Raw genomic sequence first — 23,149 nt, 5'->3', positions numbered from 1 at the left:
AAGCGCGGCCTGAAACCCATTCCCGGAACTGGACGGCCGGGGCCCGGTCAGTAGCCCAGCGTGACCGGGACCTGCTCCTGGCCCGTTGCCCCGGGCGCAATCGCAACTGTGGCGATGTCCGGCCTGCCCTCCTGTTGCAGCAGGACGGCGCCGAAGGCGGGATCTCCCGCGGCGGACACCACGTAGCCGACGATCGGTGAGCCCCCGACGTCGGCAGGGACCTTGATGGAGGCTGTGGTGCCGCCGGCGATGTCGGCGGCTGCGGCCGCGCGGATCTTTCCGTCCGCCGTAACCGGCGTGTAGGAAATCGTCGCCCGGCCCTCCGGAGCGCCGAAGACGAGGTAGCGGTCGCCTGTGCCGGGCACCGGCACGACGTGCTGGCTTCCCAGCCTGGCGGACGCCGCGGACCAGGCGAAGTCGGAGGCATTCTCGGGATCGAGGCCCCTGGTGACGCGGGCCGCCGCGGTGAAGGAGACATCGGAACTGACGGCCACCGTGTAGGACCCCGCCGGCATTCCGGAGAGCGGGACCTCGGTCACGGCTCCGGCCTTGGCCGTGACCACTCCGCCGCCGGGCAAAGCCTTTTGGCCGTCCCGTCCGAACAGCTTAATCGCAACGACGGCGTCGGCCGACCCGGGCACCGTGATCTGGAGCGCCGGCCCGGCATCTGCGAAGCCGGGCTTCCCGGTGAGGTCCGCCAGCCCGGCGGGGTCCTGGATGTCGACGCCGGAGATCACCTGGCGTACGGCCGGTGCTGTGGCGGGCGCGATGAACTCGACTCCGCCGGGGGTGAGCCCCCGCAGCACACTCTGCTGGATGACCGCGGCCACCGGCCCGCCGGCGCTGCGGACCCGGACGCTGAGCCTCTCCTCTCCCGGGGCGAGCCCCGCCAGGATGACGGCGCGCGTGGTGCCGGGGGCCACGAGGAGTCCGCGGCTGCCCGGGGCCTGGATCTGGGCCTTGGCTCCGAAGAGGTCCAGGCTGACGGTGGCCGGGCTGCCGGAAGTGTTGGTGAGGTTGAGCACGGCCGTCCGGCCGAGCGCGGTGTTCGCGCCGACGAGCCAGAGATCGTTGGCGGGCTGCTGGCACGCCGCTGCCGCCGAACCGCGGAGGTCCCCGTCCTCGGCGGCATAACGCATGACAGCGCCCGCGGAGGCCTGCCTGCCGTCCTGTGAGTCAGCGCTCAGGACACTCACGTCGTCAACGCCCCGCTGGGACACCACGCCGGCCAGTGGGATGGGGGTGCCGTTCGCGGGCCTTGTGGCGGTGCCCGTAGGGCTTGCGGATGCCGGTGTGGCCTTGGCGAGTTCAACCAGGGTGCTGCCCTTGAGCGAGGCAAGGCGGCTGCCGGGCAGGACGCCGGCGCTGGAGCCCAGCACCACGGCATTCACGTCGCTCTTGGCGGTCGCGGACTCCGGGCTGAACTGCGGATCGGTGCCCACGGGAGCGCCTTCTAGAAGCCGCGCCGGCCCCGGGCAGACGCCGATGCTGCTGCCCGCGGGGACCGCCGCCAGCGGAGCCGCGACCGTCCGGCTGCTGCCGGGGCCTTGGGGCGAGAGCGCCGTGGCGGAAACGAGTCCACCTCCGGCGGCGACGAGGACGACGGCGGAGAGGACTCCACCCAGCCGCCCGGCATGCGGCAGCGCCTTCCAGCGTGACAGCAGCGGCGCGGCTGACCGGCGCGCGGACCGGCCGGACCGCTCCGACGTCGGGCCGTGGGGGCTGCCCGCGGTGTCGGGCGCCCCGGCGGAGCTGCCGGCGGTGTCGGGGGTTTCCGGGGCGTTGGTCGCGGGGGTGTCATCCCTGGGCATGGTGATGTTCCTTACGCAGTGAGCCTTCGTCCCTGGAGAGGCCGGTGTTCGGCCGGCGGGCGGGCATGGGGATGGCAAGCAGGATGGTCAAGCCGATGATCACGGCCTGGGCCACGCCCGTCCAGATGGCCCAGTGCGCTTCGTAGCGGAGGCTCAACTGGCCGCCCTGCGCCGGCAGAGTGAAGGCCTGCGCCCAGCCGGACGTGGTGGCGGTGAGGCGGCGGCCGTCGAGCCAGGCGCTCCAGCCCGGATCGGCGCGTTCCGCCAGCACCACGAGCCGGCCCTCCGGCCCGGCGGGAACCGCGGCATCGGCGGACACCGCCTCGGCCGGGACCAGCCCGACGGTGGCTCCGGCGCCGTCGACGATCCGCACGCGGTGCGCGACGTCGGCCGCCTGGATCACCGGCTGGTTCAGTGGGCTGATGCGCCAAAGCCAGCCGACGTCGGTCTTGCCAACAGCGACGATTCCGGGGACTGCGTCCATGCGGCTCGCGGTGAGCTGGGCCGCGGTGTCGGCGGCCCGCAGGACGACGAAGCCGACGCCGAGCTGCTCGAGCTCTTCGCGCGGGTCGACACCCTGGCCGGCCACGATGGAGGCCACGACGTTGCGGAGCGACGCCGCGACGGCGTCGTCGTCCCGGACGGTTTCCTGCCCCGGCTCCCCCATGATCGGGCGGGCGGCGGCAATCGTGGACAGGGCGTCAAGGGTGGTTCCGGCACCGCGCATGAGCGTGGCGTCGAATGAGCCGTTTTCGCCGGTGGAGATGAGGAGCGTGCGGGATTGTTCCGGCCCCTCGCCGCGGTCGATGGCCGTGGCCGGGAGGGTCCGGGACTCGGCCGGCTGCACGAGTCTCGTCGTGCCGAGGGAGGCAGCGCCGAGCGGGTCGGCGCCGTCGGCTCCGGGTGATGCGGCGGATGCCTCCGTGGCAGGGGCTCCGGCAGCCGGCGTCAGGACGTTTTGCGCGGCCCACACTGTGAGGCCGGCGAGCGGTCCGGCCAGCAGGAGGACCATGGCGGTGACCGCGGTGGTGCGGAGCAGGATCCTGCGGCCCGCCGCCGCGGCAGCGGCACGGTCGGCGGAGTCCAGCAGTCCCGCCGCGCCGACCAGCGCCGCGCCCAGGATGGCGAAGGCGGCGGCCGATACGGCCGGTCCCGTGAAGGCGGTAACCATGACGTCGGCGCTGGCTCCGGTGGCGACCTGGCTGCTGAGCCACCCGCCGGCCAGCAGCAGGAGGGCCGCCGTCCAGAGCGCGCGGGCCACCCGCGGCGGCAGGCCGGGGAGGAACAGCGCTGTGACGGCCAGGAGCAGGACGGGCAGGCCGACCAACAGCGCCAGCAGGAGCGCCCAAGGCACGGCGGAGTCCGGGCCGAACAGCGGGAGGCCGGTGAGGCCGCCCCCGGCGGCGAAGCGCAGCGGCTGGCCCAGGGCCTGCTGCCAGAGCGGTGCGGCGTCAAAGGCCAGCGGCAGGCCGGGGTCCGCGAGCACGGCGCGGGGACGGTCAAGAGTGGAGACCAGGAACGGCACGAACAGCGCAAGGCTGGGCAGCAGCGCCCACCATACGGTGCGGCCGCGGCGGCCAAGAAGAGTGCCGCAAAGTGCCACGAGCACGACGGCGGGCAGCAGCAGCGAGGGGGCTGCCGCGGTGACGACGGCCAGCGCCAGGCCGGCTGCTGCGGCGGCGGTCCAGGACGGTGTGCCGTTGATTCCGGGCTTGGCCGGGGGCGGTTCGGTGAAGCGCCGCTCCCCGGGGGCCGGAACGGCGTAGCGGCCGCGTCCTGCTGCGGAGCCGGTGGCCCGCAGCAGGGCGAGCACCAGCAGCGGCATCATCACGTGGACAAGAAGGGCACCCACGCGGCCCTGGTTGAGTGCCACCTGGAGGGCAGGAGCTCCGGCCCAGACGAGGGCGGCGGCCAGGCGCAGGCGGCGGCGCTGCGTCAGGGCGCCGGCGGCGAACCAGGCGCCGAGGGCGGAGAGCGGCATGGCCAGAATCAACAGCCAGCCGAGCGAACTGTTGGCGTTGCCGGCACCGAGGACGCCGAGAACCCACAGTACGTAGCCGAAGGGGTCGCCATGGCCGGGAAGTCCCGCTCCAAGGGTGATCCACCAGCCGGAGGCATGGCCCCAGATCTCCCCCAGCCGCGGCGAAACCGGAATCATCGCGCCGCCGGAGACTGCCCCGGCCCGGAACAGACTCAGCAGGCCGATCAGGGAGGCGGCGGTGGTGATCAGGATGGCGAGCAGCGCGCCGTTCCCCACCCAGCCCCGCTCCGAGGTGGTGAGGGCTGCGAAGTCGTCAGCCGAGTCGCCGGTCGGTTGCTCGGCCAGCGGGTCGTTCCCGGTAAGGCCTTCCCCGGAGTCGTCGGATCCGAGGGCCTCCATCAGGGAGCGGCGGTGGGCCCAGACCTCACGCCGCGGAGTCTGGAGCCCTTTAATGACCGAACGCCGGATCCGGCGGGTCCGGGCTGCGTTGCGGCGGCCGCGGAACACGGCCGCGGGACGTCCAAGCGCACCGAACGTGGCCAGGAGCTGCGAGAAGCCGTGGCCCGGGTCTTTGACCGCGATGCTCAGGACCAGCTTGAAGAGGCTTCCGAGCAGGGCGCCGGCGGCGTGCAGCGGCACCTTCCACGCGGAGGAGTGCTTGAGCCGCAAGTGCACCTGGGCCTTGCGGGCCGCCGTCGAGTTGCCCAGGGCGTTCGGACGGTGTGTGACGTGGTGCATCCGGGCGCTGGGGACCACCACCACGCGGTGTCCGGCCAGCCGGTTCCGCCAGCAGAAGTCGACGTCGTCGCCGGTGCCCGGCAGGGCGGGGTCGAAGCCGCGGAGGTCCTCCCAGACGTCGCGGCGGACCAGCATGCCGGCGGAGTTGACGGCAAAGGTGTCGCTGCGGCCGTCGTACTGTCCCTGGTCAAGTTCGTCGGCGTCGATGAGGGTCAGCCGTTCCGCCCAGCGGCTGGTGGAGAGTCCGACGTCGATCAGCCGCCGCTCGGAGTGCCAGTCAAGCTGCTTGCAGCCGGCCACGGTGACGGACGGCGCGCGCTCCACGGCATGGAGAAGCTCGGCAAGGGCTTCGGGGGCAGGGGCCGCGTCGTCGTGCAGCAGCCAGATCCATTCGGCTGCCGGTGCGGCGGCAGTACCGTCGCCGCCGCCGTCCCGCCCGGGGGCCAGTGCGCTGAGTCCAGCCTGCACCGCAGCGCCCATACCGCTGCGGGCCTGGTTGAAGACGGTGACGTTGGCTGTGCCGAAGGCCTGTTCGAGGAGGGCCGCGGAATGGTCGCGGGAGCCGGTATCAACCCCGATGCAGGTGTCCGCGGGCCGGGTCTGGGCCGCTAGCGCAGCGAGGGTCCTGGGGAGAAAATCACCGCCGTCGTGGGAAACCACGACGGCGGTGACTCGTACTTCCTGAAGAATTAGATCGCTCGCTTCCTAAGCCGGCGCCGCTCGCGCTCGGAGAGGCCACCCCAGATTCCGAATCGCTCGTCGTTGGACAGGGCGTACTCGAGGCACTGCGAGCGGACGTTGCACGCCCCGCAGACCTTCTTGGCGTCGCGGGTGGAGCCACCCTTCTCGGGGAAGAATGCCTCCGGGTCGGTCTGTGCGCACAGCGCGTCCGTCTGCCAGCCCAGTTCGCCTTCATCGTCGAAGTCCTGCTGGGAGGGCAGCCCGATCCATACCGGCTGCGCGGTGGTTCCCGAATGGAGGGTCTGGAGCTCCATCGGCGGATCGGAAAGATCGTTGTCCTGGTCCGGACCGGCCAGAAGTTCGTCGTGCGCCGCGAGGAAGGCAGTCGCCTGGTCCTGCAGCGAGTCGTTGGTGTGTTCGTTGTACCGGTCCGCGGCGTCCGGATCGGCCGGATCTACATACCAGTCACTCGGCACCCCGCGTGAACGGTATTTGGCCGTGGCCTGCCCAGCAACGACGGCCTCTTCATGGATACGCTCTGCTAGCCCCATTGGCGTTCCCTCTCTGATTTTGCAGCCTTTGCCTGACCCTCGGACACTCGGTTGTGTGCCGGTTTCTGCGCATTGGCCTTCGATACCTAATTACACGTGTGTAAGTATCCGCGAGTCAAGCCACGGCGGAGATAATAATCAACTTGAGACCTAATTCCGGGGCACGCCACGCCCGCGTTTTTTCGGGCCAGCCCCGCAGAACCCGCGGAATAATCAGGGTGCTGAGCACTTCGGGAGGTTTTTGTTGAATTTTCGGGAAACTTTCCGGGTTGGTCCAGGCGCGGCGGCCGGCGGCCCTCAGTCCCGGTATGACGGAGATCACAGCAGCATTCGCCATGGCAAGATGAAGCCATGAGCATCCCGGCAATCGAACTGATGACAGCCCTGCGTTCCGGCCAAGCCACCTCGCCGCGGCTCACGTGGTACGGCCCCGACGCCGAGCGCGTAGAGCTGTCCGGCCGGGTGCTGGACAACTGGGTGGCGAAGACGAGCAACCTTCTGCAGGACGAGCTCGACGCCGAACCCGGAACGCGGCTGCGCGTGGACCTGCCGGCGCACTGGAAGTCCGTGATCCTCGCCCTGGCCGCCTGGCAGCTCGGCATGGAGGTCGTCTTCGGCGATGCCGAGGCTGAACTGCTCGCCACCGCAGACCCGGCCCCCGGAGCGGCGCAGGGGGCGTTCGACGCCGTCGTGGCAGTAGCACTGCCGGCGCTGGCCATGCGGTGGCCCGGAGTGCTGCCCACCGGCGTCGTCGACTATGCCGCCGATGTGCGCTCCCACGGGGACGTTTTTATGGCGCACGTGGATCCGGAAGCGACGCGCCGTGCCGTGCTGGCCTCCACCGGGACGGCCCACACCCATGGTGACCTGCTGGACGGCTTCGCGGCGGCGCACGACGACGGCGTGCGCCTGCTGGTGCCCGCCGGCGACGGCCTCGAGTCCGCCCTGGCCCAGTCGCTGGGCGCCTGGCACGGCGACGGATCAGTGGTGCTGGTGCACCCCGACGTCGTGGTGACGGAGAAGCTGCTCGCCGACGAGCGCGTCAACGGCAACTGAGCGCCGTCTCATACCGCGGGCCGTCTAGAGCTGCGGGCCCGGCAGCTCCGGATCCTTGACGGCCACGCTCTCGACGCGGACCCCCGGCTTGGTGTGGGGGTGCCGTTCGATGATCTCGTGGTCGTGGGAGAACTCCGGCTCTTCGTCGAGTTCCTTGTTGAAGACGAGGAAGCGGTACGCAAAGAAGCGCACCACGGTAGCTACCAGGATGCCAACGACCCCGGCTGCGAACAGCATGTTCTTGTCCGTGACGCCGAAGGCGTACTTGGCGAGGGCGGTGAATCCGGTGGAGATACCGATGCCGATGCCGTTGATCAGGATGAACATGAGGAATTCGCGCACCACGTTGTCCTGGCGGCGGTGCCGGAAGGTCCAGAAGCGGTTCGCGATCCAGGAGAAGACGGTGGCGATGCTGGCGCCGACGAACCGGGCCTTGGCCTCGCTGTCCGTCATCGGGCCGTGCATCAGGTAGTACGTGAGTCCGTTGTCAATGATGAACGCAACACCGCCCACCGCACCGAACTTGGCCACTTCGCGCCAGAAAAGCGAGGCGAGCCCGCGCATGCGCTCCGTAAGTGTATTAATCATGACCCTCCGTGGCCGTCTTGAACTGTCGGCCATTGGCCCAACGGCCCATTTTAGCGCCGAAAGCCGGGAGCCCGGGTCCGGGTCCGCCTGAAAGCGGCGGAATACCCCGCGTCACCCGCACGGGAAATTCAAAAAGCCGGGATATGGCGAGGCTTTCGGTAGGCTGGGACTTGTGACTTTTCCTGTGATCGGTGTGGTTGGCGGCGGCCAGCTCGCCCGAATGATGGCCCCGGCGGCCACAGCCCTGGGCTTCGAGCTCCGCGTCCTTGCCGAAGGCGAGGACGTCTCGGCCGTCTCGGCCGTGGCCAACGCCCCGGTCGGTGATTACACCGATCTGGACCATCTCCTTGAGTTTTCCCGCGGCCTGGACGTCCTGACGTTCGACCATGAGCACGTCCCCACGGAGCACCTTCGTGCCCTGCAGCGGGCAGGCGTCAACGTCCACCCCGGACCGGACGCCCTGGTCAACGCCCAGGACAAGCTCGTGATGCGGGCCGCCATCGACAGGCTTGAACTGCCCAACCCCCCGTGGGCCTCGGTGGACGACGTCGACGGGCTTATTTCGTTCGGCGACGAGACCGGCTGGCCGGTCGTCCTGAAAACCCCGCGCGGCGGCTACGACGGCAAGGGCGTGCGGATCGTGGACTCCGCGGCAGACGCGGCGGAAACCTCCGACTGGTTCGAGTCGATGTCCCCGCTGCTCGTGGAAGCCAAGGTTGAATTCAGCCGCGAGCTCTCTGCCCTCGTGGCCCGGACCCCCGACGGCGAGGCACGGGCCTGGCCAGTAGTGCACACGATCCAGGTCGACGGCGTCTGCGACGAAGTCATCGCCCCGGCCCTGGACATCCCGCTGGAGGTCGCGGCCGCGGCGGAGAACGCCGCCCTCCGGATCGCCAGCGAACTCGGCGTCACCGGTGTGATGGCCGTGGAACTCTTCGAGACGCCCGGTGTGGGAGCAGGCTTCCTGATCAACGAGCTCGCCATGCGCCCTCACAACACCGGCCACTGGACGCAGGACGGCTCGGTGACGAGCCAGTTCGAACAGCACCTCCGGGCAATCCTCAATCTGCCGCTCGGCGCCACGGACCTGCTCAGCCCGGTGGTTGTGATGAAGAACTTCCTGGGCGGCGAGAACCAGAATCTGTTCTCCGCCTACCCCGCGGCCCTGGCCAGCGAACCCGCGGCGAAGGTCCACTGCTACGGCAAGGCCGTCCGCCCGGGCCGCAAGATCGGCCACGTTAACCTGGTCGGCGGCTCCGTGGCAGACGTCGACTCGGTGCGCGAACGCGCCACCACGGTCGCCAACATCATCCGGAACGGAAGGGCCCAGCCGCGCACCGCAGCCGGAGCCCACGAGGAGAACGCATGAGCACCAGCAGCACGGCCCAACCCGGCGTCCAGTTCCCGGCGGATGCCGGGGCCGAGGGCCCCATCGTCGGGCTCGTCATGGGCTCAGACTCCGACTGGCCGGTGATGGAGGCCGCGGCCGAGGCCCTTGCCGAGTTCGGGATCCCCTTTGAGGCCGATGTGGTCTCCGCACACCGTATGCCGCTCGAAATGATCCGGTACGGCCAGACGGCCCATGAGCGCGGCCTCCGTGTCATCATCGCCGGCGCCGGCGGCGCCGCGCACCTGCCGGGCATGCTCGCCTCCGTCACGCCCTTGCCGGTCATCGGTGTCCCGGTGCCGCTCAAAACCCTCGACGGCATGGACTCCCTGCTGTCCATCGTCCAGATGCCGGCCGGTGTCCCGGTTGCAACCGTCTCCATCGGCGGGGCCCGGAACGCAGGACTCCTGGCTGTGCGCATGCTGGCTTCGGGCACGGATCCCCTGGCTGGACAGCTCCGCGCCGCCCTGGTCGACTTCGCCCAGGAGCTCAACGACGTCGCCACCCGGAAGGGCGCGAACCTGCGGCAGAAGGCGAGCGAAGTGTTCGCCGACGCAAACGCCGTCGCCCGGGGCAGCCGTTAAGGATCACCAGATGACCAACAGGTACGCCCCCTCCCGTCTGCCGGCGCCACAGAAGCGTGCGTCTGCACCGTCCCTCACGGATCCGGTCCGCTATCCCGCCGGGGCGTCTGCGTCGGTCCTGACCAAGCGTGCGTTCCTGCTGATCCTGATGACCCTCCTGGTGCCCGGCAGCGCCCAGACCGTGGCCGGGGACAGGCGGCTGGGGCGGATCGCGTTGCGCATCACGCTCACAGTCTGGGTGTTGGCCGTCCTTGCGGCAGTGCTCCTTGTGGCCTCCCGGTCGACGCTGATCAACCTGTTCACCAACTCCTTTGCCTCGTTGGTGCTCATCATCGGCTTGGTGGCGCTGGCCGTCGGCTGGGCCCTGCTCTTCATCAACACATTGCGGCTGATCCGTCCCGTGCTGCTGGCCCCCAAGGCGCGCCCCGCCGTCGTGGTCACGCTGGTGCTGGCGATGATCCTCAGCAGCGGATCGCTGGGCTACGCCGCCTACCTGCTCAACGTCAGCCGCGGCGCCATTTCCGACATTTTCTCCTCCGGACCGGCGATGGAACCCTCCGAAGGCCGGTACAACTTCCTGATGATGGGCGGCGACGCCGGGGCCGACCGTACCGGCCGCCGGCCGGACAGCCTCTCGGTCATCAGTGTGGATGCCAAGACCGGCGCGACCGCCATCATCTCCGTCCCCCGCAATCTGCAGAACGCGCAGTTCAGCGAAGATTCGCCCATGCGCACGATATATCCCGACGGCTACGACTGCGGCAATGAATGCCTCATCAACGCCATCAACACCGAGGTCACCAACGAACACAAGGACCTGTACCCCGGGGTGGAGGACCCGGGCGCCCAGGCCACGATGGAAGCGGTGTCCGGAAGCCTGGGCATCAAGGTCCAGGCCTACGTGCTGGTCGACATGGACGGCTTCGCCAGGCTGATTGATGCCATGGGCGGCATCCGGATCAAGGCAGGCGGCTGGGTCCCGATCAGCGGCGAGACGATCGACGAGGCCAGCGGAATCCACGGCATGCCGCTGGGTTGGATCCCGGCAGGCGACAATACGCTCGACGGCTACCACGCCCTCTGGTACGGCCGTTCGCGCGAATTCGTGGACGACTACGCGCGCATTGCCCGCCAGCAGTGCGTCCAGCAGGCCATGCTCAAGCAGCTGGATCCGGCAACCCTGCTGTCCAAGTTCGAGGACATCGTCAAGGCGGGCACCAAGGTGGTCGACTCCAACATTTCCTCCAGCCAGCTCGGGAGTTTCGTGGACCTCGCCATGAAGGCGAAGGGCCAGCAAATGAGCCGGCTGACCATCGGACCGCCCGACTTCGACGCTTCCTTCTCGACCGTCCCCGACTTCGACAAGATCCACCAGAAGGTCGATGCGCTCCTCGCGCCTGCCCCCGCGGCGGGCGCCGCCGAAGACGGCATCCGCCAGCAGTACCCGGCGCCCGGACCACTGTCAGCAGCCGGGGCGCTGCCGGGCGCACTGCCCGGCACCCAGCCCGCGCCGCCGCCGCCGTCGGACTTCACACCGATGACCACGACGCCGGACGGCGAGCCGATCACCGAAGAAATGCTGAACCAGTTCAAGCTCAACGGCGACGAACAGTCGATCCGCAACCTGGTCGCCACGAACGGCCAGTGCGCGCCGCTCTAGTTCCGCGGCCACACTATCCTTAGCAGCCTTCCGCAACAGATTGGGACCCCCAGGCAGTGTACGAACTCGAGAACGTCCTCCGGCCCTATGCCTGGGGCTCCACGACGGCGATCGCCGGGCTGCTTGGCAGGCCGGCTTCCGGCGGCCCCGAGGCGGAACTCTGGATAGGCGCGCACCCGGACTCACCGTCGGTGGCGCTCAGCCCGGCCGGATCCGCGGGCGCGCACGCGGCGGTCGAGGGCCGCGGCGGACGCCGGGCGCTGGATACCTTGATCGGGGAAGACCCGGAGCACCATCTGGGCAGCGACAGCGTGGCCGAATTCGGCCCCCGGCTTCCGTTCCTGCTCAAGGTGCTGGCCGCCGACAGCCCCCTCTCGCTCCAGGTGCACCCCACCCTCCAGCAGGCACGGGAAGGGTTCGCCCGCGAAGAGGCCGCCGGCGTCGACCGCAGCGCAGCGGAACGCAATTACAAGGACGACAACCACAAGCCGGAGATGATCTACGCGCTGACACCGTTCGAGGCGCTGTGCGGCTTCCGGCCGGCGTCGGACGCGCGCGCCGTCTTCGAGCTGCTGGTGGCGGATTTTGAACTCGCCGGCCTCGAGCTTCCTCCCCTCGTTCCGCTGCTGCTGGAGGATCTGGCGCATCCCGAGGAGCACACCGCCCTGCGCTCGGCCTTCGAGCGCCTGATCGCCGGCGGCGACGAAGTGACGGAAGCCGCGGCCGCGATTGTGGCGGCCCTGACCTCCGGCGCCCCGACGGCGCCGCACCAGGCGGAACTTGCCACCGTCGTCACGCTCAACGCGCAGTACCCGGGCGATCCGGGCGTCCTGATCTCGCTGCTGCTCAACCGGATCTCGCTGGCGCCGGGCGAGGCTGTCTACCTCCCGGCCGGCAACGTCCACGCCTACCTGCACGGGCTCGGCATCGAGGTCATGGCCTCCTCCGACAACGTGCTGCGGGGCGGACTGACTCCGAAGTTCGTGGACGTGCCGGAACTGCTCCGCACCATCTCCTTTGAAGCCGTCGGCGTTCCGATGCTCAGCCCGGAGACCACGATGCTGGGGCAGGAGGTCTTCCGGCCGCCGTTCAGTGAATTCCAGCTGCAGCGCATCGAGCTGGAACCCGGCGCGGAACCCGTCCCGGTTGCGCAGTCGGGGGCCGCGGTCATCATCGTGGTGTCCGGATCCGTGCTCCTCGACTCCCCCAAGGGCGAGCTGCGGCTGGAACGCGGCGCCAGCGCCTTCCTGGCGGCGGCCGAGGCGCCGGTCAATGCGCACGCCATGTCCGGTGCCACCGGAACTGCCCTTGCCTTCGCCGTCACCACCGCCCTGAAAGCCTGAGACCGTGGACCACTTCCTGCAGAGCCCGCCGTGGGCCGACTTCCAGCGCGGCCTGGGACGGACCGTACACCAGCGCTCCGGCCCCGGCTGGAGCTTCCTGGCCATCGAGGAGAGCAACCCGGCCGGGAAACTCCTTTACGCACCCTACGGCCCGGCGGCCGCTTCCCTCGCCGCGTTCGACGCCGCCCTGGCGGCTTTGACGGACCTGGCCCGCAGCTGCGGGGCGGTGTTTGTCCGGATTGAACCGGTCGATGCCGGCTTCCCGGCCGCCGACGCCGATGCCGTGCTGCGCACGCGGGGCCTCCGCCCTGCTCCGGCCAACCAGCAGCCCGAACTGAGCTGGATTGTTGACCTGGACCGGGATTTCAAGGACGTCCTGGCGGACATGAAGCCGGTGAACCGCAACCTGTACCGGAACATCCACAAGAAAGGCGTGACGTTCCGCTCCAGCCAGGACCCCGACGAGATCTCCGTACTGCTGGCATTCCTGCACATGACGGCGGCCCGCAACGGTTTCAAGCCACAGAGCGACGAATACCTGACCCAGGTTGCCCGCTCACTGATGCCTGCCGGTGCCGCAACACTCTTCGTCGCTGAGCTCGAGGGCGAGCCCATCGCTGCCGCCCTTGCCTACGACTCCGCAGACACCCGCACCTATGCCCACGCGGCACTGGACGATACACACAGGAAGCTCAGCGCCGGGATCCCGCTGCTGGTCACGCTGATGGCCGATGCCAAGGAAAAGGGCCTGAAGCATGTGGACCTCTGGGGCGTCGCCCCCGCGGATCAGCCCGACCACAAATGGGCCGGCTTCACGGCCTTCAAGAAATCGTTCGGCGGGCGCGAAGTGGCGTACCCCGGCACCTGGGACCTGCCGGTGAGGAAGTTCCGCTACAGCGGGTACCAGCTGGCCAGGAAGTGCGCGCAGGCCGCCCGCCGCGGGGCCAAGGCGGCCCGGACCGTGCCCGCCCGGCTGCGCAGCACACTCCGCCGCTAGACCTCAGCAGGGCATTTCCAGCGCCTGACCCACCACGCCCGACTGGACATGCGCCGCGCTGGACTTGGCGGGTGGACATATACCCCCTATGCCCATTCCTGGGCGTGAGGACTGAGCATGTCCCCCTGACACACCTCGTACCGGGGCATAACCACTGAGCATGTCCCGTGGACGCGGTGACACCCGGCGCGTGAGGACTGGGCATGTCCACCGGAGGCAGCACGGACCTGGGCCCACCACTGGACATGTCCCGCGTCAGCCGGGGCTGGTGGACACAAACCCACTGTGTCCATTCCTGAGCGTGGGCACTGGGCATGTCCTCCCGGGGAGAGAGCGCGGCACCCGGGACGCTAGTTTCCGGCGGTGGCTGCTTTCTTCTGCGCTTCGTAGGCGCTGGCGACCATGTCCTCGACGGAGTGGCGCATCTTCCAGTCCAGGTCACGTGCGGCGAGGGAGCCGTCGGCCACGATCCGGTCCGGGTCTCCGGTCCGGCGGGGGCCGATCTCCGGCTCGAAGTCGATGCCGGTGACCTTGGCCATCGCCGTCATGATCTGGCGGACGGACAGGCCGTCGCCGGACCCGAGGTTGTAGACGCGTTCCAGGGGCTTGCCGGCGGCGAGGGCCTGGGCTGCAGCGACGTGCGAGGTGGCCAGGTCGGCCACGTGGACGTAATCCCGCACGCAGGTACCGTCGGCGGTGTTGTAGTCGGTGCCGTTGATCCGCGGGGTTTTCCCGGCGGTCAGCGCGCGGAGCACGATCGGGAAGAGATTGTGCGGGCTCGTGTCGTAGAGCTCGGGCGAGCCGGAGCCGACGACGTTGAAGTAGCGCAGCGAGGTGTGCTTCAGTCCCCGGGCCCTGCCCTGGTCCCGGATCAGCCATTCGCCGATGAGTTTGCTCTCCCCGTAGGGGGATTCGGGGTTCGTCGGGGTGTCTTCGGTGACGATGTCCCCGGTGGGGGTGCCGTAGGTGGCTGCGGAGGAGGAAAAGACCAGTTTGTCGACGTCGGCGAGCTCCATCGCCTTCAGCAGTTCCGCCGTGCCCGTGACGTTCTGCTCATACGTGAGCAGCGGCTCCTGCACGGAAACACCGGCGTATTTGAAGCCGGCGAGATGGATCACTCCGGTGACGCCGAGGTCCAGCATGGTGCGGGCCACGAGCTCCGAGTCGAGGATGGTGCCGTGCACGAAAGGCACGTCGTCCGGGACGAACTCGCGGTGCCCGCTGGAGAGCGAATCAATCACCGCCGCCTGGATCCCGGCCCCGCGCAAAGCGGAAACCACGTGTGAACCGATATATCCTGCGCCACCTGTTACGAGCCATGTCATGGTTCCACCCTACCCAATCCCGCCGCCTCGCCGGCGCTCCCGGAAACGGCGGATCCCGGGGCGCGGAACGCGCCCCGGGATCCGGGTGTTCAGGCTGTTGCGGCAGGTGTTAGCCCTTGCGCGCGTAGCCTTCCCACTTGCTGGCCTGGTGCTCGCCATCCACGAAACGGATGGTGCCGGACTTGGAGCGCATCACGATGGACTGGGTGAGGACCTTGTCCTTGGAGTAGCGCACGCCCTTGAGCAGGTCGCCGTCGGTGATGCCCGTGGCGGCGAAGTAGCAGTTGTCGCTGGAGACAAGGTCGTTGGTGGAGAGCACCCGGTCCAGGTCGTGGCCGGCGTCAATCGCTTTCTGCTTCTCGTCGTCGCTGGTGGGCCACAGGCGGCCCTGGATCACGCCGCCGAGGGACTTGATGGCGCAGGCCGCGACGATGCCTTCCGGCGTACCGCCGATCCCCATCAGGGCGTCCACTCCGGTACCGGAACGGGCTGCGGCGATGGCGCCGGCAACGTCGCCGTCCATGATGAACTTGGTCCGTGCACCGGCCTCGCGGATTTCCTCCACGAGCGGGCGGTGCCGGTCGCGGTCAAGGATCATCACGTTGAGCTGGTTGACCTTGACGCCCTTGGCTTTGGCGATCAGGTGCAGGTTCTGCTTGACCGGCAGGCGCAGGTCAACCATGTCGGCGGCTTCCGGACCGGTCACGAGCTTCTCCATGTAGAACACCGCGGAGGGGTCGAACATGGAGCCGCGCTCGGCGACGGCGAGGACGGCCAGGGCGTTGTTGATGCCCAGGGCCGTCAGGCGGGTTCCGTCGATCGGGTCGACGGCGACATCGCACTCGGGGCCCGTGCCGTCACCGACGCGCTCTCCGTTGAAGAGCATCGGGGCTTCGTCTTTTTCACCTTCGCCGATCACGACGACACCGTTGAAGTGGACGGTCTGGAGGAAGGAGCGCATGGCGTCGACGGCGGCGCCGTCGGCCTTGTTCTTGTCCCCGAACCCGACCCAGTGGCCGCCTGCGATGGCGGCGGCTTCGGTGACGCGGACCAGTTCCAGAGCAAGGTTGCGGTCCGGCTCGTCGATGCCGACGGCGAGGGACGGGGAGAGCGTGGAGTACTTCTGGGTCATTGGCGCTGGTGTCACGTGAACCTCTTCTTCGAGTGGCGATCATTGAAGCCGCACGGACAGGTCGATCCGTCGCGGTGATTCGTTGGTTAGTGATCTCGTCTGTTACTGATCATAGTCGCGGCGAAAAGCTGCGTCTCGGAATGACCATTCCGTGAAACGGCAGGACCTGCCCCGCCCGGCACCACCGAATGTGAGATCGGACCGGAATGGGCGACTATAGAGGGGTGAGTGAATTGCAGGAAACGCCCCCCGCAGCCCCAGCCTCCCCCGCCGGCACTGCCAGCCGGGAAGCGCCCGGCGCGGCCGGCCAGCCGCCCGTCAAGCCTGTCCTGACCGCGGGAGCGGCGAAGCGCGCGAATGCCTCCGTGATCGGCATGATCATTGCGCTGGTCCTGAGCATCGCCACGTTCCTGCCGATCGTCCTGATGAACCCGACGCCAAAGACCGACGGCTACCGCCCGGACATCAATGTCAGCGCCGTGGCGCGGAACGCTGCAGATGTGGCAGGATTCACACCCGCGGCCCCGGACACCGGCGAAACATTCCGCGCAAATTACGCCCGCTGGGAGTCCGGAACGGGAAGCGGCGTCCCCACCTGGGAGGTCGGCTTCCTCACCCCCAAGGAATCCTTCATCGGCCTCGTGCAGACGCGGCAGTCCAATCCCACCTGGCTGCTCCAGCAGGTAAAGAGCGCACCCGTCACGGGCACCCGCAACGCCGGGGGCCGGGACTGGGAACTCCGTGACACCGGCAAGGGCGAGAAGTCCATGGTGCTTCTCGACGCCGGCGGGACCACGGTTATCCTGACCGGATCCGCCCAACTGGATGAATTCACGGTCCTGGCCGCAGCTGTGGTCAAGGCGCTCGAGAGCAATTCCGCGGCCACCGGCAGTGCGTCACCCGCGGGCACCGCGGCAGCAACAGTTTCGCCCTCCCCTTCACCTTCGCCGTAAAGTAGGGCCGTGGCCACCTATCTCACCCCCGCACTTGCCTGGCGTCGACTCCGCGAAGGCAACGAGCGCTTCGTATCCGGCGAATCTTCCCATCCCAACCAAGACGCGTCGCGCCGTTCCTCCCTCGTGGAGAACCAACATCCCTTCGCGGTGATTTTCGGCTGCTCGGATTCCCGGCTCGCCGCTGAAATCATCTTCGATCTCGGCCTCGGGGACGCCTTCGTCGTCCGCACCGCCGGACAGGTGATCGACGACGCCGTGCTCGGATCCCTCGAATACAGCGTCAGCGTCCTCGGCGTGCCCCTGATCGTGGTCCTGGGGCACGACAGCTGCGGAGCGGTCACGGCCACCAAAGCGGCAGTGGAAACCGGACAGATGCCCATAGGTTTTATGCGCAGCCTCGTTGAGCGCATCACGCCGTCGGTGTTGACCTCGCTGCGCAACAACCAGAACGACGTCAACGACATGGTGGTGGAGAACGTCAAACAGACGTCGCAGCGGCTCGTGGACAGTTCGCGGGTGATTTCGGATGCAGTCGGAAGCGGCCGGGCAGCAGTAATCGGCCTCGCCTACAGCTTGGCCGACGGCAGGGCGGACATCGTTTCCGGAATCGGTGAGATCTGAGTTCCCGACGCGGCGGTCCTCAAAGTGCCCCGTAGCGGGCAGTTCATGGTTTTCGGTGGAACGCCTCCGCCCAATAAGCTAGCTCCATGACTTCCACAGCAGATTTGAACACTGAAGAGTTCCGCATTGAACACGACACGATGGGCGAAGTCCGCGTCCCCGTGAACGCGTTGTACCGCGCCCAGACGCAGCGTGCCGTCGAAAACTTCCCGATCTCGGGCAAGACCCTGGAGCGCGCCCACATCGAAGCCCTGGCCCGCGTGAAGAAGGCCGCTGCCCAGGCCAACGCAGAACTGGGAGTGCTCGACGGCGAGCTCGCCCAGGCCATTGCCGACGCCGCCGACGAGGTTGCCACCGGCAAGTACGACGGCGACTTCCCGATCGACGTCTTCCAGACCGGCTCGGGCACCTCGTCGAACATGAACACCAACGAGGTCCTTGCCGAACTGGCCACCCGCGCGCTCAAGGCCGGCGGCAGCGACAAGGTGGTCCACCCGAACGACCACGTCAACGCCTCGCAGTCCTCCAACGACGTCTTCCCCACCTCGGTCCACGTGGCCGCCACCTCCGCCCTGATCAACGATCTGATCCCGGCGCTGGGCTACCTCGCGCAGTCCCTGGAGCGCAAGGCCGTCGAGTTCAAGGACGTCGTGAAGTCCGGCCGCACGCACCTGATGGATGCCACTCCCGTGACGCTGGGCCAGGAGTTCGGCGGCTACGCCGCACAGGTCCGCTACGGCATCGAGCGCATCAATGCCTCCCTCCCCCGCGTCGCCGAAGTTCCGCTCGGCGGCACCGCCGTCGGCACCGGCATCAACACCCCCGCCGGCTTCCCGGAGCGTGTCATCGAACTGCTCTCCGCCGACACCGGCCTGCCGCTGACCGAGGCCCGCGACCACTTCGAGGCCCAGGCGAACCGTGACGGCCTCATCGAGGCCTCCAGCCAGCTGCGCAACATCGCGATCTCCTTCATGAAGATCAACAACGACCTGCGCTGGATGGGCTCCGGCCCCAACACCGGCCTCGGCGAAATCGCGATCCCGGACCTGCAGCCGGGCTCCTCGATCATGCCGGGCAAGGTCAACCCGGTCATCTGCGAAGCCTCGATCATGGTCTGCGCCCAGGTCATCGGCAACGACACGGCCATCGCCTGGTCCGGCACCAACGGCGCGTTCGAGCTCAACGTCGGCATCCCGGTGATGGCCGCCAACCTGCTCGAATCCGTGCGCCTGCTCGCCAACACGAGCCGCGTCATGGCCGACAAGATGATCGACGGCATCACGGCCAACGTCGAGCGTGCCCGCTTCCTCGCCGAGGCATCCCCGTCCATCGTCACGCCGCTGAACAAGTTCATCGGCTACGAGAACGCGGCAAAGATCGCGAAGAAGTCCGTGGCAGAGGGCCTCACCATCCGCGAAACCGTGGTGGCGATGGGCTTCCTGGAGCGCGGCGAACTGACCGAGGAGCAGCTGGACACCGCCCTGGACGTCATGTCCATGACGCGTCCGCCGCACAAGGCCTAGCACCCACGCCCTGCTGCCGCGCCCGTCCGGCGCGGCAGCGGCAGCGTCCGACGGCGGTCGGCACCTTTCTGGCGAAGGGCGCCGGCCGCCGTCGTGCGTGTTGCCGGCACACGCCTTCTACGGCTGCGGTGTTCCTCCCCCGGCCGCCTCCCGCTCGTCCTCCGTGTAGGCCGCCGCAGCAGCCGCGTCGGCCATGCTCGCCCCGCCGATCCGCGCCTCCCGCAGCCGTCGTGTCTTGGCCGACTGGACCGAGAACGCCGCATCCACGTTCCCCGCGGCGTACGTGAGGGCGTCCTCGGCCCGGATGCCGAGCCCGTGAGCGGTCAGCACGGCGTCCTGGTTGGCCCCCAGGTAGGTGAACTGCCAGCCCCACTGGAGCTGCTGCCGTTCCACCAGTTCCTTGACCATGGCGCCCGTGGCCTCCCGTGAGGCGTTCTCGTGGCCGTCGGTCAGGACGGCCACCAGCACCGTGCCGGGGCGCTCGTCTTCCGGGAGTGCAGCCAACTCCGCTCCGGCCTCGCCGATCAGCCGGACCATGGCGTCGTGCAGGGCAGTGCTGCCGCGCGGCTGAAGATCCAGCGGAGGAACGTCCTGGATGTCCACGGCGGCGTAGACCCGTTCGTAGCTGTCGTCGAACTGGGCAAGGGAGAGCCGGCAGCGGCCGGCCACCGACTGCTGGTCCCGCACGAAGGCCGCGAACCCGCCTACCGTGTCGTCGGCAATGGCGCTCATGGACCCCGATCGGTCCAGGAGAACGTAAACGTGTGTCAGTGCAGCGTCTGTCATGCTTCCCCATTTCCGGTCCGGGCGCACCCGGACCAACTCTCCCCAGCGTCTGGCTGGACAGGAGCAGGCTACTGCGGGGCACCGACAGGATTAGTAAGACACCGCAGCGTTGGCCGTCAGCCCCGGAAGTGGGCGGCCCCGTCCGGCTGCGCCGCACGTTCGATGCTCTCCAGATGCCCGGGCATCAGCGCCGGGAATTCCTCCGGGCCGAACCAGCCCACGGCGAGGGATTCGTCGTCGTTGACCCGTGCCTCCCCGGAGACGTAGCGGCACCGGAACACGAGCGTCAGGAAGTGGCAGACGTCCCCGTTCGGATACGTGGTGGGCCCGACGGCGTCCACCGAGACGAGCCGCTCGGCCGCGGCAACGACGCCGGTCTCCTCCAGGACTTCCCGCAGCATGCCCGTCGCCGGCTCCTCCCCGGGCTCCAGAATCCCGGTGATCAGCCCCCACTGGCCGTTGTCGGCCCGCTGGCCGAGCAGGACCCTGCCGGCGTCGTCGAACACCACGGCCCGGGCGCCGGGGATCCAAAGGGTTTCGTGGCCGATCTTGGCACGGAGCTTGAGGATGAAGTCGGGGGTAGCCATCACGCCAGCCTAGCCAAGTGCGCGGGAGAGCGGGCAGCGGTTCAGGCCGCCGGCAGGAGGGCCATGGCGGCGGCGGCGCCCGCCAGCATAAACGGCCCAAAAGGAATGCTCGATTTCAGGGAGCCGCGCCGCGAGACCAGCAGGGCCAGGCTCCACAGCCCGCCGAGGAGGAACGCGGCGAAGGTCCCGGCAAAGACGTGCGGCCAGCCGAGGAACCCCAGGTACATGCCGAGGACGCCTGCCAGCTTGACGTCGCCAAACCCCATCCCCGGCGGATAGACGGCCCGCAGCAGGAAGTAGAACAGCCACAACGCCGCTCCCCCGGCCACCACGCGGAGCCCGGGAACACCGAAGAGTCCGGCGCCGCCGTCGGGAACTGCCGCCGAGGCAACGGCTCCCGCCGCGGCGTGGACCGCCGCTGCGCCCAGCAGCAGCACCCCGGCGACGGCATAGGCCGGAAAGACGATCCGGTCCGGCAGCAGATGGTGGCGCACGTCGATGACGGTGAGCCGTATGGCCGCGACCGCCAAATAGGCGCAGGCCAGCAGCACCAGCCAGAAGGCCAGCGGTGTCACTTCCCCCAGTCCGCCGAGTCGTTGGATCACCCTCGGATGCTACTGGAAATTCCGGCTGCCAGCGCCGGGCCCGCGCGTAAACTGTGGATATGGCCGCATGGGACAACTCGAACCGGCGTGAGCCGCGCCCGCCCGGGGACGCCGCGGAGCAGGCGGCCGCATTCCGGGACCTGTGCCGTTCCTCGCCGTGGAAGTGGCATTCCCTGCGGTTTGAGTACCTGGACCGGCCCCTTGCCCCCGGCCAGGGGACCCTTGAAAAGGCAGCTCCAGACCTGGTCCGCGCGTGGCTGCGCCGCCCGGGTGCCCTGCGGCTGGAGACCGCGGACGGGCTGGTCCTTCAAAGCAGCACCGGAATCAACGATTCCCGCGACGTGTTTTACGTCCGGTCGACCCGGAAGACCTGGCTGCTGCCGCCCCACCTGGTCACCCCGGTCTACGATGACCGCGGCCTGGTCCGGCGCCGTCCCGAAGCGGCCTATGGCGAGCCCGGCTTCGGTAATGGCCGCTTTTCCGCCGCTCTGGACCCGGTGGAACTGGCAGGCAACGCCCCCGTGCCGCTCGAATTTCCCAACTCGAATGCCGTGGAGCTGGGCCCCATCACCGAAATCCTGCACGAGGGCCGGCCCGCCCTGGAAGTCACTGTCACCCCGAACCCCGGGTACCGCCCCACCGACCCCGCCTCGCCGCTGTGCCGGCCCGGCCGCACGCAGGTGAGAGTCGACGCCGGCACTGGCGTTTGCGTCGCGAGCCGCTGGCTGGAGGGCGGACAGGACGGGGACGAACCCGAGGAATACGGGCACTGGCTGCGGATCCTGGCCGTGGACGAATACATGCTGGACGACCTGTTCCTCGCCGAGTCCATGAACCTGACGGATGTCCGCCGGCACATCAGCTGGGAACTCCCGGCGGGCTGAGCGCCTGTGTGACTCGCTGGGAGTCCCGCGCTCGGCTAGGCTTCCCGGATGACTGAGCTCGCCCGCTACTGGCCGCCCTTCGGCCTCACGCTGACTACACCCCGCCTCACGCTGCGGCCAATCCGTGATGAGGAGATCCCCGCGGCGGTGCAGGCGGCCCTGAGCGGCATTCACGAGCCCGGCCGCAGCCCGTTCAGCAAACCATGGGCGGAAGCCCCTGCAGAGGAGCTCGGGCCCAACATGGCGCAGTGGTACTGGCGGTGCCGCGGGACGATGTCGCCGCAGGAGTGGACGCTGCTGCTGGGCATCTGGCACGACGGCGAGTTCATCGGCTGCCAGGACGTCGAGGCCAAGGACTTCGCCACGCTGAAGACTGTCAGCACGGGTTCCTGGCTCCGGCGGAGTGTGCACGGCCAGGGATTCGGCAAGGAGATGCGTGCCGCCGTCGCCCTCTATGCCTTTGATTGGCTCGGTGCGGAGGTCGCGGAATCCGAGGCGGCAGCCTGGAACCAGCAGTCGCTGGGCGTGTCACGTTCCCTCGGCTACGAACTGAACGGAGTCACCCGCGCCGCCTGGGGCGGTCAACGCCAGGAAGCCCAGAAGGTCCGCCTCATCCCGGCGACCTTCAAGCGCCCCGACTGGAACCTGCAGGTAGCCGGCCACGACGCCACGGCGAAATTCCTGGGCATCGGCGGCTAGCGCCACCGGTACCGGCTTTTCCCAAGCCGGGCGGGCTTCAATGACCGCATGACCGCCATCGAGCTCGAAGCGAAGCCAGCAGCGCGCGGCACACGCCGGCGTCTCATACTGATTCCCGTCGCCATGCTGAGCCTCATCGGGCTTACCCTGGTGTACCTGTTCCTCACCGCGCGGCCCGAACCAAGCGTTCCGCTGGGCGCGTCCGCCTCTATTCCGGGCGGCATGGCCAGCATCGGCGAGATCGTCCCGGTCGAGGACGACGGCTGGGAACCGGAAGACAATGACGACGCGCTGGACGGCGCCCCTGCGGAAGGCACCCACAGGGTCCGGCTCGTGGTCCGGATCACCGCGCTGGAGCCCGGCGGCCTGCGGCTGGATACCGGCGACTTCAGTGTCTCGGGCCTGGGCCGGGAGCAGTTCCGGCCGCTCTGGCAAGCGCCGGCCGCCGCGGACCTCCAACAGGGCGAGGCAGTCGCGGCAACCCTGATCTTCGAACTTCCGGACAAGGCGGTCGCCCTGGTCCTCGACGGGCCCGGCGGCTCACGGCTGTCCCTGGGCCTGTCACACCACACCGGCTAGCCTCAAACCCGACCGACCTGCCCGGACAGCCGGCTTTGGCACGGTCCCGCAGGCCGCACCTGCGGACACTCGTTC

General features: G+C 68.9%; 22 protein-coding genes. 12 read left to right on the top strand and 10 right to left on the bottom strand.

The genetic code is table 11. From position 1 onward, the window contains the following. Positions 1 to 47: 47 nt before the first annotated feature. The 4 genes from AC1DC5_RS16015 to AC1DC5_RS16000 all read right to left on the bottom strand — a co-directional run bounded on the left by AC1DC5_RS16015 (position 48) and on the right by AC1DC5_RS16000 (position 6,099). Positions 48 to 1,811, bottom strand: coding sequence for a DUF5719 family protein (locus AC1DC5_RS16015; protein WP_476865792.1), 1,764 nt, complete (start codon positions 1,809 to 1,811; stop codon positions 48 to 50). Then, positions 1,798 to 5,190, bottom strand: coding sequence for a glycosyltransferase (locus AC1DC5_RS16010; RefSeq protein ID WP_476865791.1), 3,393 nt, complete (start codon positions 5,188 to 5,190; stop codon positions 1,798 to 1,800). The genes AC1DC5_RS16015 and AC1DC5_RS16010 overlap by 14 nt, the downstream gene beginning before the upstream one ends. A 29-nt stretch (positions 5,191 to 5,219) precedes the next feature. Further along, entirely contained in the window at positions 5,220 to 5,762 is a 543-nt protein-coding gene (locus AC1DC5_RS16005) for a WhiB family transcriptional regulator (RefSeq protein ID WP_441405794.1), read from the bottom strand. 115 nt (positions 5,763 to 5,877) lie between these two features. After that, positions 5,878 to 6,099, bottom strand: coding sequence for a hypothetical protein (locus AC1DC5_RS16000; protein ID WP_476865790.1), 222 nt, complete (start codon positions 6,097 to 6,099; stop codon positions 5,878 to 5,880). Between the two features lie 14 nt (positions 6,100 to 6,113). Between AC1DC5_RS16000 and AC1DC5_RS15995 the strand changes: the two genes are divergently transcribed. After that, positions 6,114 to 6,818, top strand: a complete 705-nt coding sequence (locus tag AC1DC5_RS15995; protein WP_476865789.1) for a TIGR03089 family protein — start codon at positions 6,114 to 6,116, stop codon at positions 6,816 to 6,818. 24 nt (positions 6,819 to 6,842) lie between these two features. Here AC1DC5_RS15995 and AC1DC5_RS15990 read toward each other — a convergent pair whose 3' ends face one another. Continuing rightward, positions 6,843 to 7,406 carry a GtrA family protein gene (locus AC1DC5_RS15990; RefSeq protein ID WP_476865788.1) on the bottom strand — a complete coding sequence of 188 codons (564 nt, stop codon included), beginning with the start codon at positions 7,404 to 7,406 and terminating at the stop codon, positions 6,843 to 6,845. 220 nt (positions 7,407 to 7,626) lie between these two features. Here AC1DC5_RS15990 and AC1DC5_RS15985 point away from each other — a divergent pair, with 220 nt between their 5' ends. The 5 genes from AC1DC5_RS15985 to AC1DC5_RS15965 are packed head-to-tail and all read left to right on the top strand — an operon-like array spanning position 7,627 to position 13,377. Then, positions 7,627 to 8,775, top strand: coding sequence for a 5-(carboxyamino)imidazole ribonucleotide synthase (locus AC1DC5_RS15985; RefSeq protein ID WP_476865831.1), 1,149 nt, complete (start codon positions 7,627 to 7,629; stop codon positions 8,773 to 8,775). Beyond that, positions 8,772 to 9,377: a 5-(carboxyamino)imidazole ribonucleotide mutase gene (gene purE, locus AC1DC5_RS15980; protein ID WP_441405790.1), complete on the top strand. Its 606-nt coding sequence runs from the start codon at positions 8,772 to 8,774 to the stop codon at positions 9,375 to 9,377. Before AC1DC5_RS15985 ends, purE begins: the two co-directional genes overlap by 4 nt. Before the next feature lie 10 nt (positions 9,378 to 9,387). Beyond that, positions 9,388 to 11,037, top strand: coding sequence for an LCP family protein (locus tag AC1DC5_RS15975; protein WP_476865787.1), 1,650 nt, complete (start codon positions 9,388 to 9,390; stop codon positions 11,035 to 11,037). Positions 11,038 to 11,093: 56 nt separating this feature from the next. Further along, complete coding sequence (gene manA, locus AC1DC5_RS15970; RefSeq protein ID WP_441405788.1) at positions 11,094 to 12,380, top strand: mannose-6-phosphate isomerase, class I; 1,287 nt, start codon at positions 11,094 to 11,096, stop codon at positions 12,378 to 12,380. A gap of 4 nt (positions 12,381 to 12,384) precedes the next feature. After that, positions 12,385 to 13,377, top strand: coding sequence for a lipid II:glycine glycyltransferase FemX (locus tag AC1DC5_RS15965; RefSeq protein WP_441405787.1), 993 nt, complete (start codon positions 12,385 to 12,387; stop codon positions 13,375 to 13,377). Positions 13,378 to 13,727: 350 nt separating this feature from the next. Here AC1DC5_RS15965 and galE read toward each other — a convergent pair whose 3' ends face one another. Further along, a complete protein-coding gene (gene galE, locus AC1DC5_RS15960) occupies positions 13,728 to 14,702 on the bottom strand; it encodes a UDP-glucose 4-epimerase GalE (protein WP_441405786.1) in 975 nt (324 codons plus the stop codon). Between the two features lie 109 nt (positions 14,703 to 14,811). Continuing rightward, positions 14,812 to 15,834, bottom strand: a complete 1,023-nt coding sequence (gene glpX / locus AC1DC5_RS15955) for a class II fructose-bisphosphatase (protein ID WP_186329239.1) — start codon at positions 15,832 to 15,834, stop codon at positions 14,812 to 14,814. Positions 15,835 to 16,040: 206 nt separating this feature from the next. Between glpX and AC1DC5_RS15950 the strand changes: the two genes are divergently transcribed. The 3 genes from AC1DC5_RS15950 (at position 16,041) to AC1DC5_RS15940 (ending at position 18,934) form a co-directional block, all read left to right on the top strand. After that, a complete protein-coding gene (locus AC1DC5_RS15950) occupies positions 16,041 to 16,787 on the top strand; it encodes a DUF4245 domain-containing protein (RefSeq protein WP_476865786.1) in 747 nt (248 codons plus the stop codon). Between the two features lie 9 nt (positions 16,788 to 16,796). After that, a complete protein-coding gene (locus tag AC1DC5_RS15945) occupies positions 16,797 to 17,411 on the top strand; it encodes a carbonic anhydrase (protein ID WP_476865785.1) in 615 nt (204 codons plus the stop codon). A gap of 86 nt (positions 17,412 to 17,497) precedes the next feature. Next, entirely contained in the window at positions 17,498 to 18,934 is a 1,437-nt protein-coding gene (locus tag AC1DC5_RS15940; protein WP_476865784.1) for a class II fumarate hydratase, read from the top strand. 117 nt (positions 18,935 to 19,051) lie between these two features. Here AC1DC5_RS15940 and AC1DC5_RS15935 read toward each other — a convergent pair whose 3' ends face one another. From AC1DC5_RS15935 to AC1DC5_RS15925, 3 genes are all read right to left on the bottom strand, one after another. Continuing rightward, positions 19,052 to 19,720: a vWA domain-containing protein gene (locus AC1DC5_RS15935; RefSeq protein WP_476865783.1), complete on the bottom strand. Its 669-nt coding sequence runs from the start codon at positions 19,718 to 19,720 to the stop codon at positions 19,052 to 19,054. A gap of 116 nt (positions 19,721 to 19,836) precedes the next feature. Beyond that, positions 19,837 to 20,307, bottom strand: a complete 471-nt coding sequence (locus AC1DC5_RS15930; protein ID WP_441405781.1) for an NUDIX hydrolase — start codon at positions 20,305 to 20,307, stop codon at positions 19,837 to 19,839. Positions 20,308 to 20,348: 41 nt separating this feature from the next. Continuing rightward, entirely contained in the window at positions 20,349 to 20,912 is a 564-nt protein-coding gene (locus AC1DC5_RS15925) for a prepilin peptidase (protein WP_441405780.1), read from the bottom strand. A 59-nt stretch (positions 20,913 to 20,971) separates the two neighbouring features. Here AC1DC5_RS15925 and AC1DC5_RS15920 point away from each other — a divergent pair, with 59 nt between their 5' ends. The 3 genes from AC1DC5_RS15920 to AC1DC5_RS15910 are packed head-to-tail and all read left to right on the top strand — an operon-like array spanning position 20,972 to position 23,074. Beyond that, positions 20,972 to 21,796 carry a hypothetical protein gene (locus AC1DC5_RS15920; RefSeq protein WP_441405779.1) on the top strand — a complete coding sequence of 275 codons (825 nt, stop codon included), beginning with the start codon at positions 20,972 to 20,974 and terminating at the stop codon, positions 21,794 to 21,796. A gap of 48 nt (positions 21,797 to 21,844) precedes the next feature. Then, complete coding sequence (locus tag AC1DC5_RS15915) at positions 21,845 to 22,495, top strand: GNAT family N-acetyltransferase (protein ID WP_441405778.1); 651 nt, start codon at positions 21,845 to 21,847, stop codon at positions 22,493 to 22,495. A gap of 48 nt (positions 22,496 to 22,543) precedes the next feature. After that, complete coding sequence (locus AC1DC5_RS15910; RefSeq protein ID WP_441405777.1) at positions 22,544 to 23,074, top strand: hypothetical protein; 531 nt, start codon at positions 22,544 to 22,546, stop codon at positions 23,072 to 23,074. Positions 23,075 to 23,149: the final 75 nt, after the last annotated feature.

The sequence above is a fragment of the Arthrobacter sp. 10L424 genome (assembly GCF_056395325.1).
Note: the sequence above shows the minus strand (reverse complement) of the source record. Positions and strands in the feature narration are given on the sequence as shown.

Bases quoted from the DNA above. Each gene is read 5' to 3' on its own strand.
- AC1DC5_RS15990 (WP_476865788.1), bottom strand. From the start codon at position 7,406: ATGATTAATACACTTACGGAGCGCATGCGCGGGCTCGCCTCGCTTTTC.
- glpX (WP_186329239.1), bottom strand. From the start codon at position 15,834: ATGACCCAGAAGTACTCCACGCTCTCCCCGTCCCTCGCCGTCGGCATC.
- AC1DC5_RS15935 (WP_476865783.1), bottom strand. From the start codon at position 19,720: ATGACAGACGCTGCACTGACACACGTTTACGTTCTCCTGGACCGATCG.
- AC1DC5_RS15930 (WP_441405781.1), bottom strand. From the start codon at position 20,307: ATGGCTACCCCCGACTTCATCCTCAAGCTCCGTGCCAAGATCGGCCAC.
- AC1DC5_RS15985 (WP_476865831.1), top strand. From the start codon at position 7,627: ATGATGGCCCCGGCGGCCACAGCCCTGGGCTTCGAGCTCCGCGTCCTT.
- purE (WP_441405790.1), top strand. From the start codon at position 8,772: ATGAGCACCAGCAGCACGGCCCAACCCGGCGTCCAGTTCCCGGCGGAT.
- AC1DC5_RS16005 (WP_441405794.1), bottom strand. From the start codon at position 5,762: ATGGGGCTAGCAGAGCGTATCCATGAAGAGGCCGTCGTTGCTGGGCAG.
- AC1DC5_RS15995 (WP_476865789.1), top strand. From the start codon at position 6,114: ATGAGCATCCCGGCAATCGAACTGATGACAGCCCTGCGTTCCGGCCAA.
- AC1DC5_RS15940 (WP_476865784.1), top strand. From the start codon at position 17,498: ATGACTTCCACAGCAGATTTGAACACTGAAGAGTTCCGCATTGAACAC.
- AC1DC5_RS15950 (WP_476865786.1), top strand. From the start codon at position 16,041: ATGGGCGACTATAGAGGGGTGAGTGAATTGCAGGAAACGCCCCCCGCA.
- AC1DC5_RS15975 (WP_476865787.1), top strand. From the start codon at position 9,388: ATGACCAACAGGTACGCCCCCTCCCGTCTGCCGGCGCCACAGAAGCGT.
- AC1DC5_RS16000 (WP_476865790.1), bottom strand. From the start codon at position 6,099: ATGGCGAATGCTGCTGTGATCTCCGTCATACCGGGACTGAGGGCCGCC.
- AC1DC5_RS15915 (WP_441405778.1), top strand. From the start codon at position 21,845: ATGACTGAGCTCGCCCGCTACTGGCCGCCCTTCGGCCTCACGCTGACT.
- AC1DC5_RS15920 (WP_441405779.1), top strand. From the start codon at position 20,972: ATGGCCGCATGGGACAACTCGAACCGGCGTGAGCCGCGCCCGCCCGGG.
- galE (WP_441405786.1), bottom strand. From the start codon at position 14,702: ATGACATGGCTCGTAACAGGTGGCGCAGGATATATCGGTTCACACGTG.
- AC1DC5_RS16015 (WP_476865792.1), bottom strand. From the start codon at position 1,811: ATGCCCAGGGATGACACCCCCGCGACCAACGCCCCGGAAACCCCCGAC.
- AC1DC5_RS15910 (WP_441405777.1), top strand. From the start codon at position 22,544: ATGACCGCCATCGAGCTCGAAGCGAAGCCAGCAGCGCGCGGCACACGC.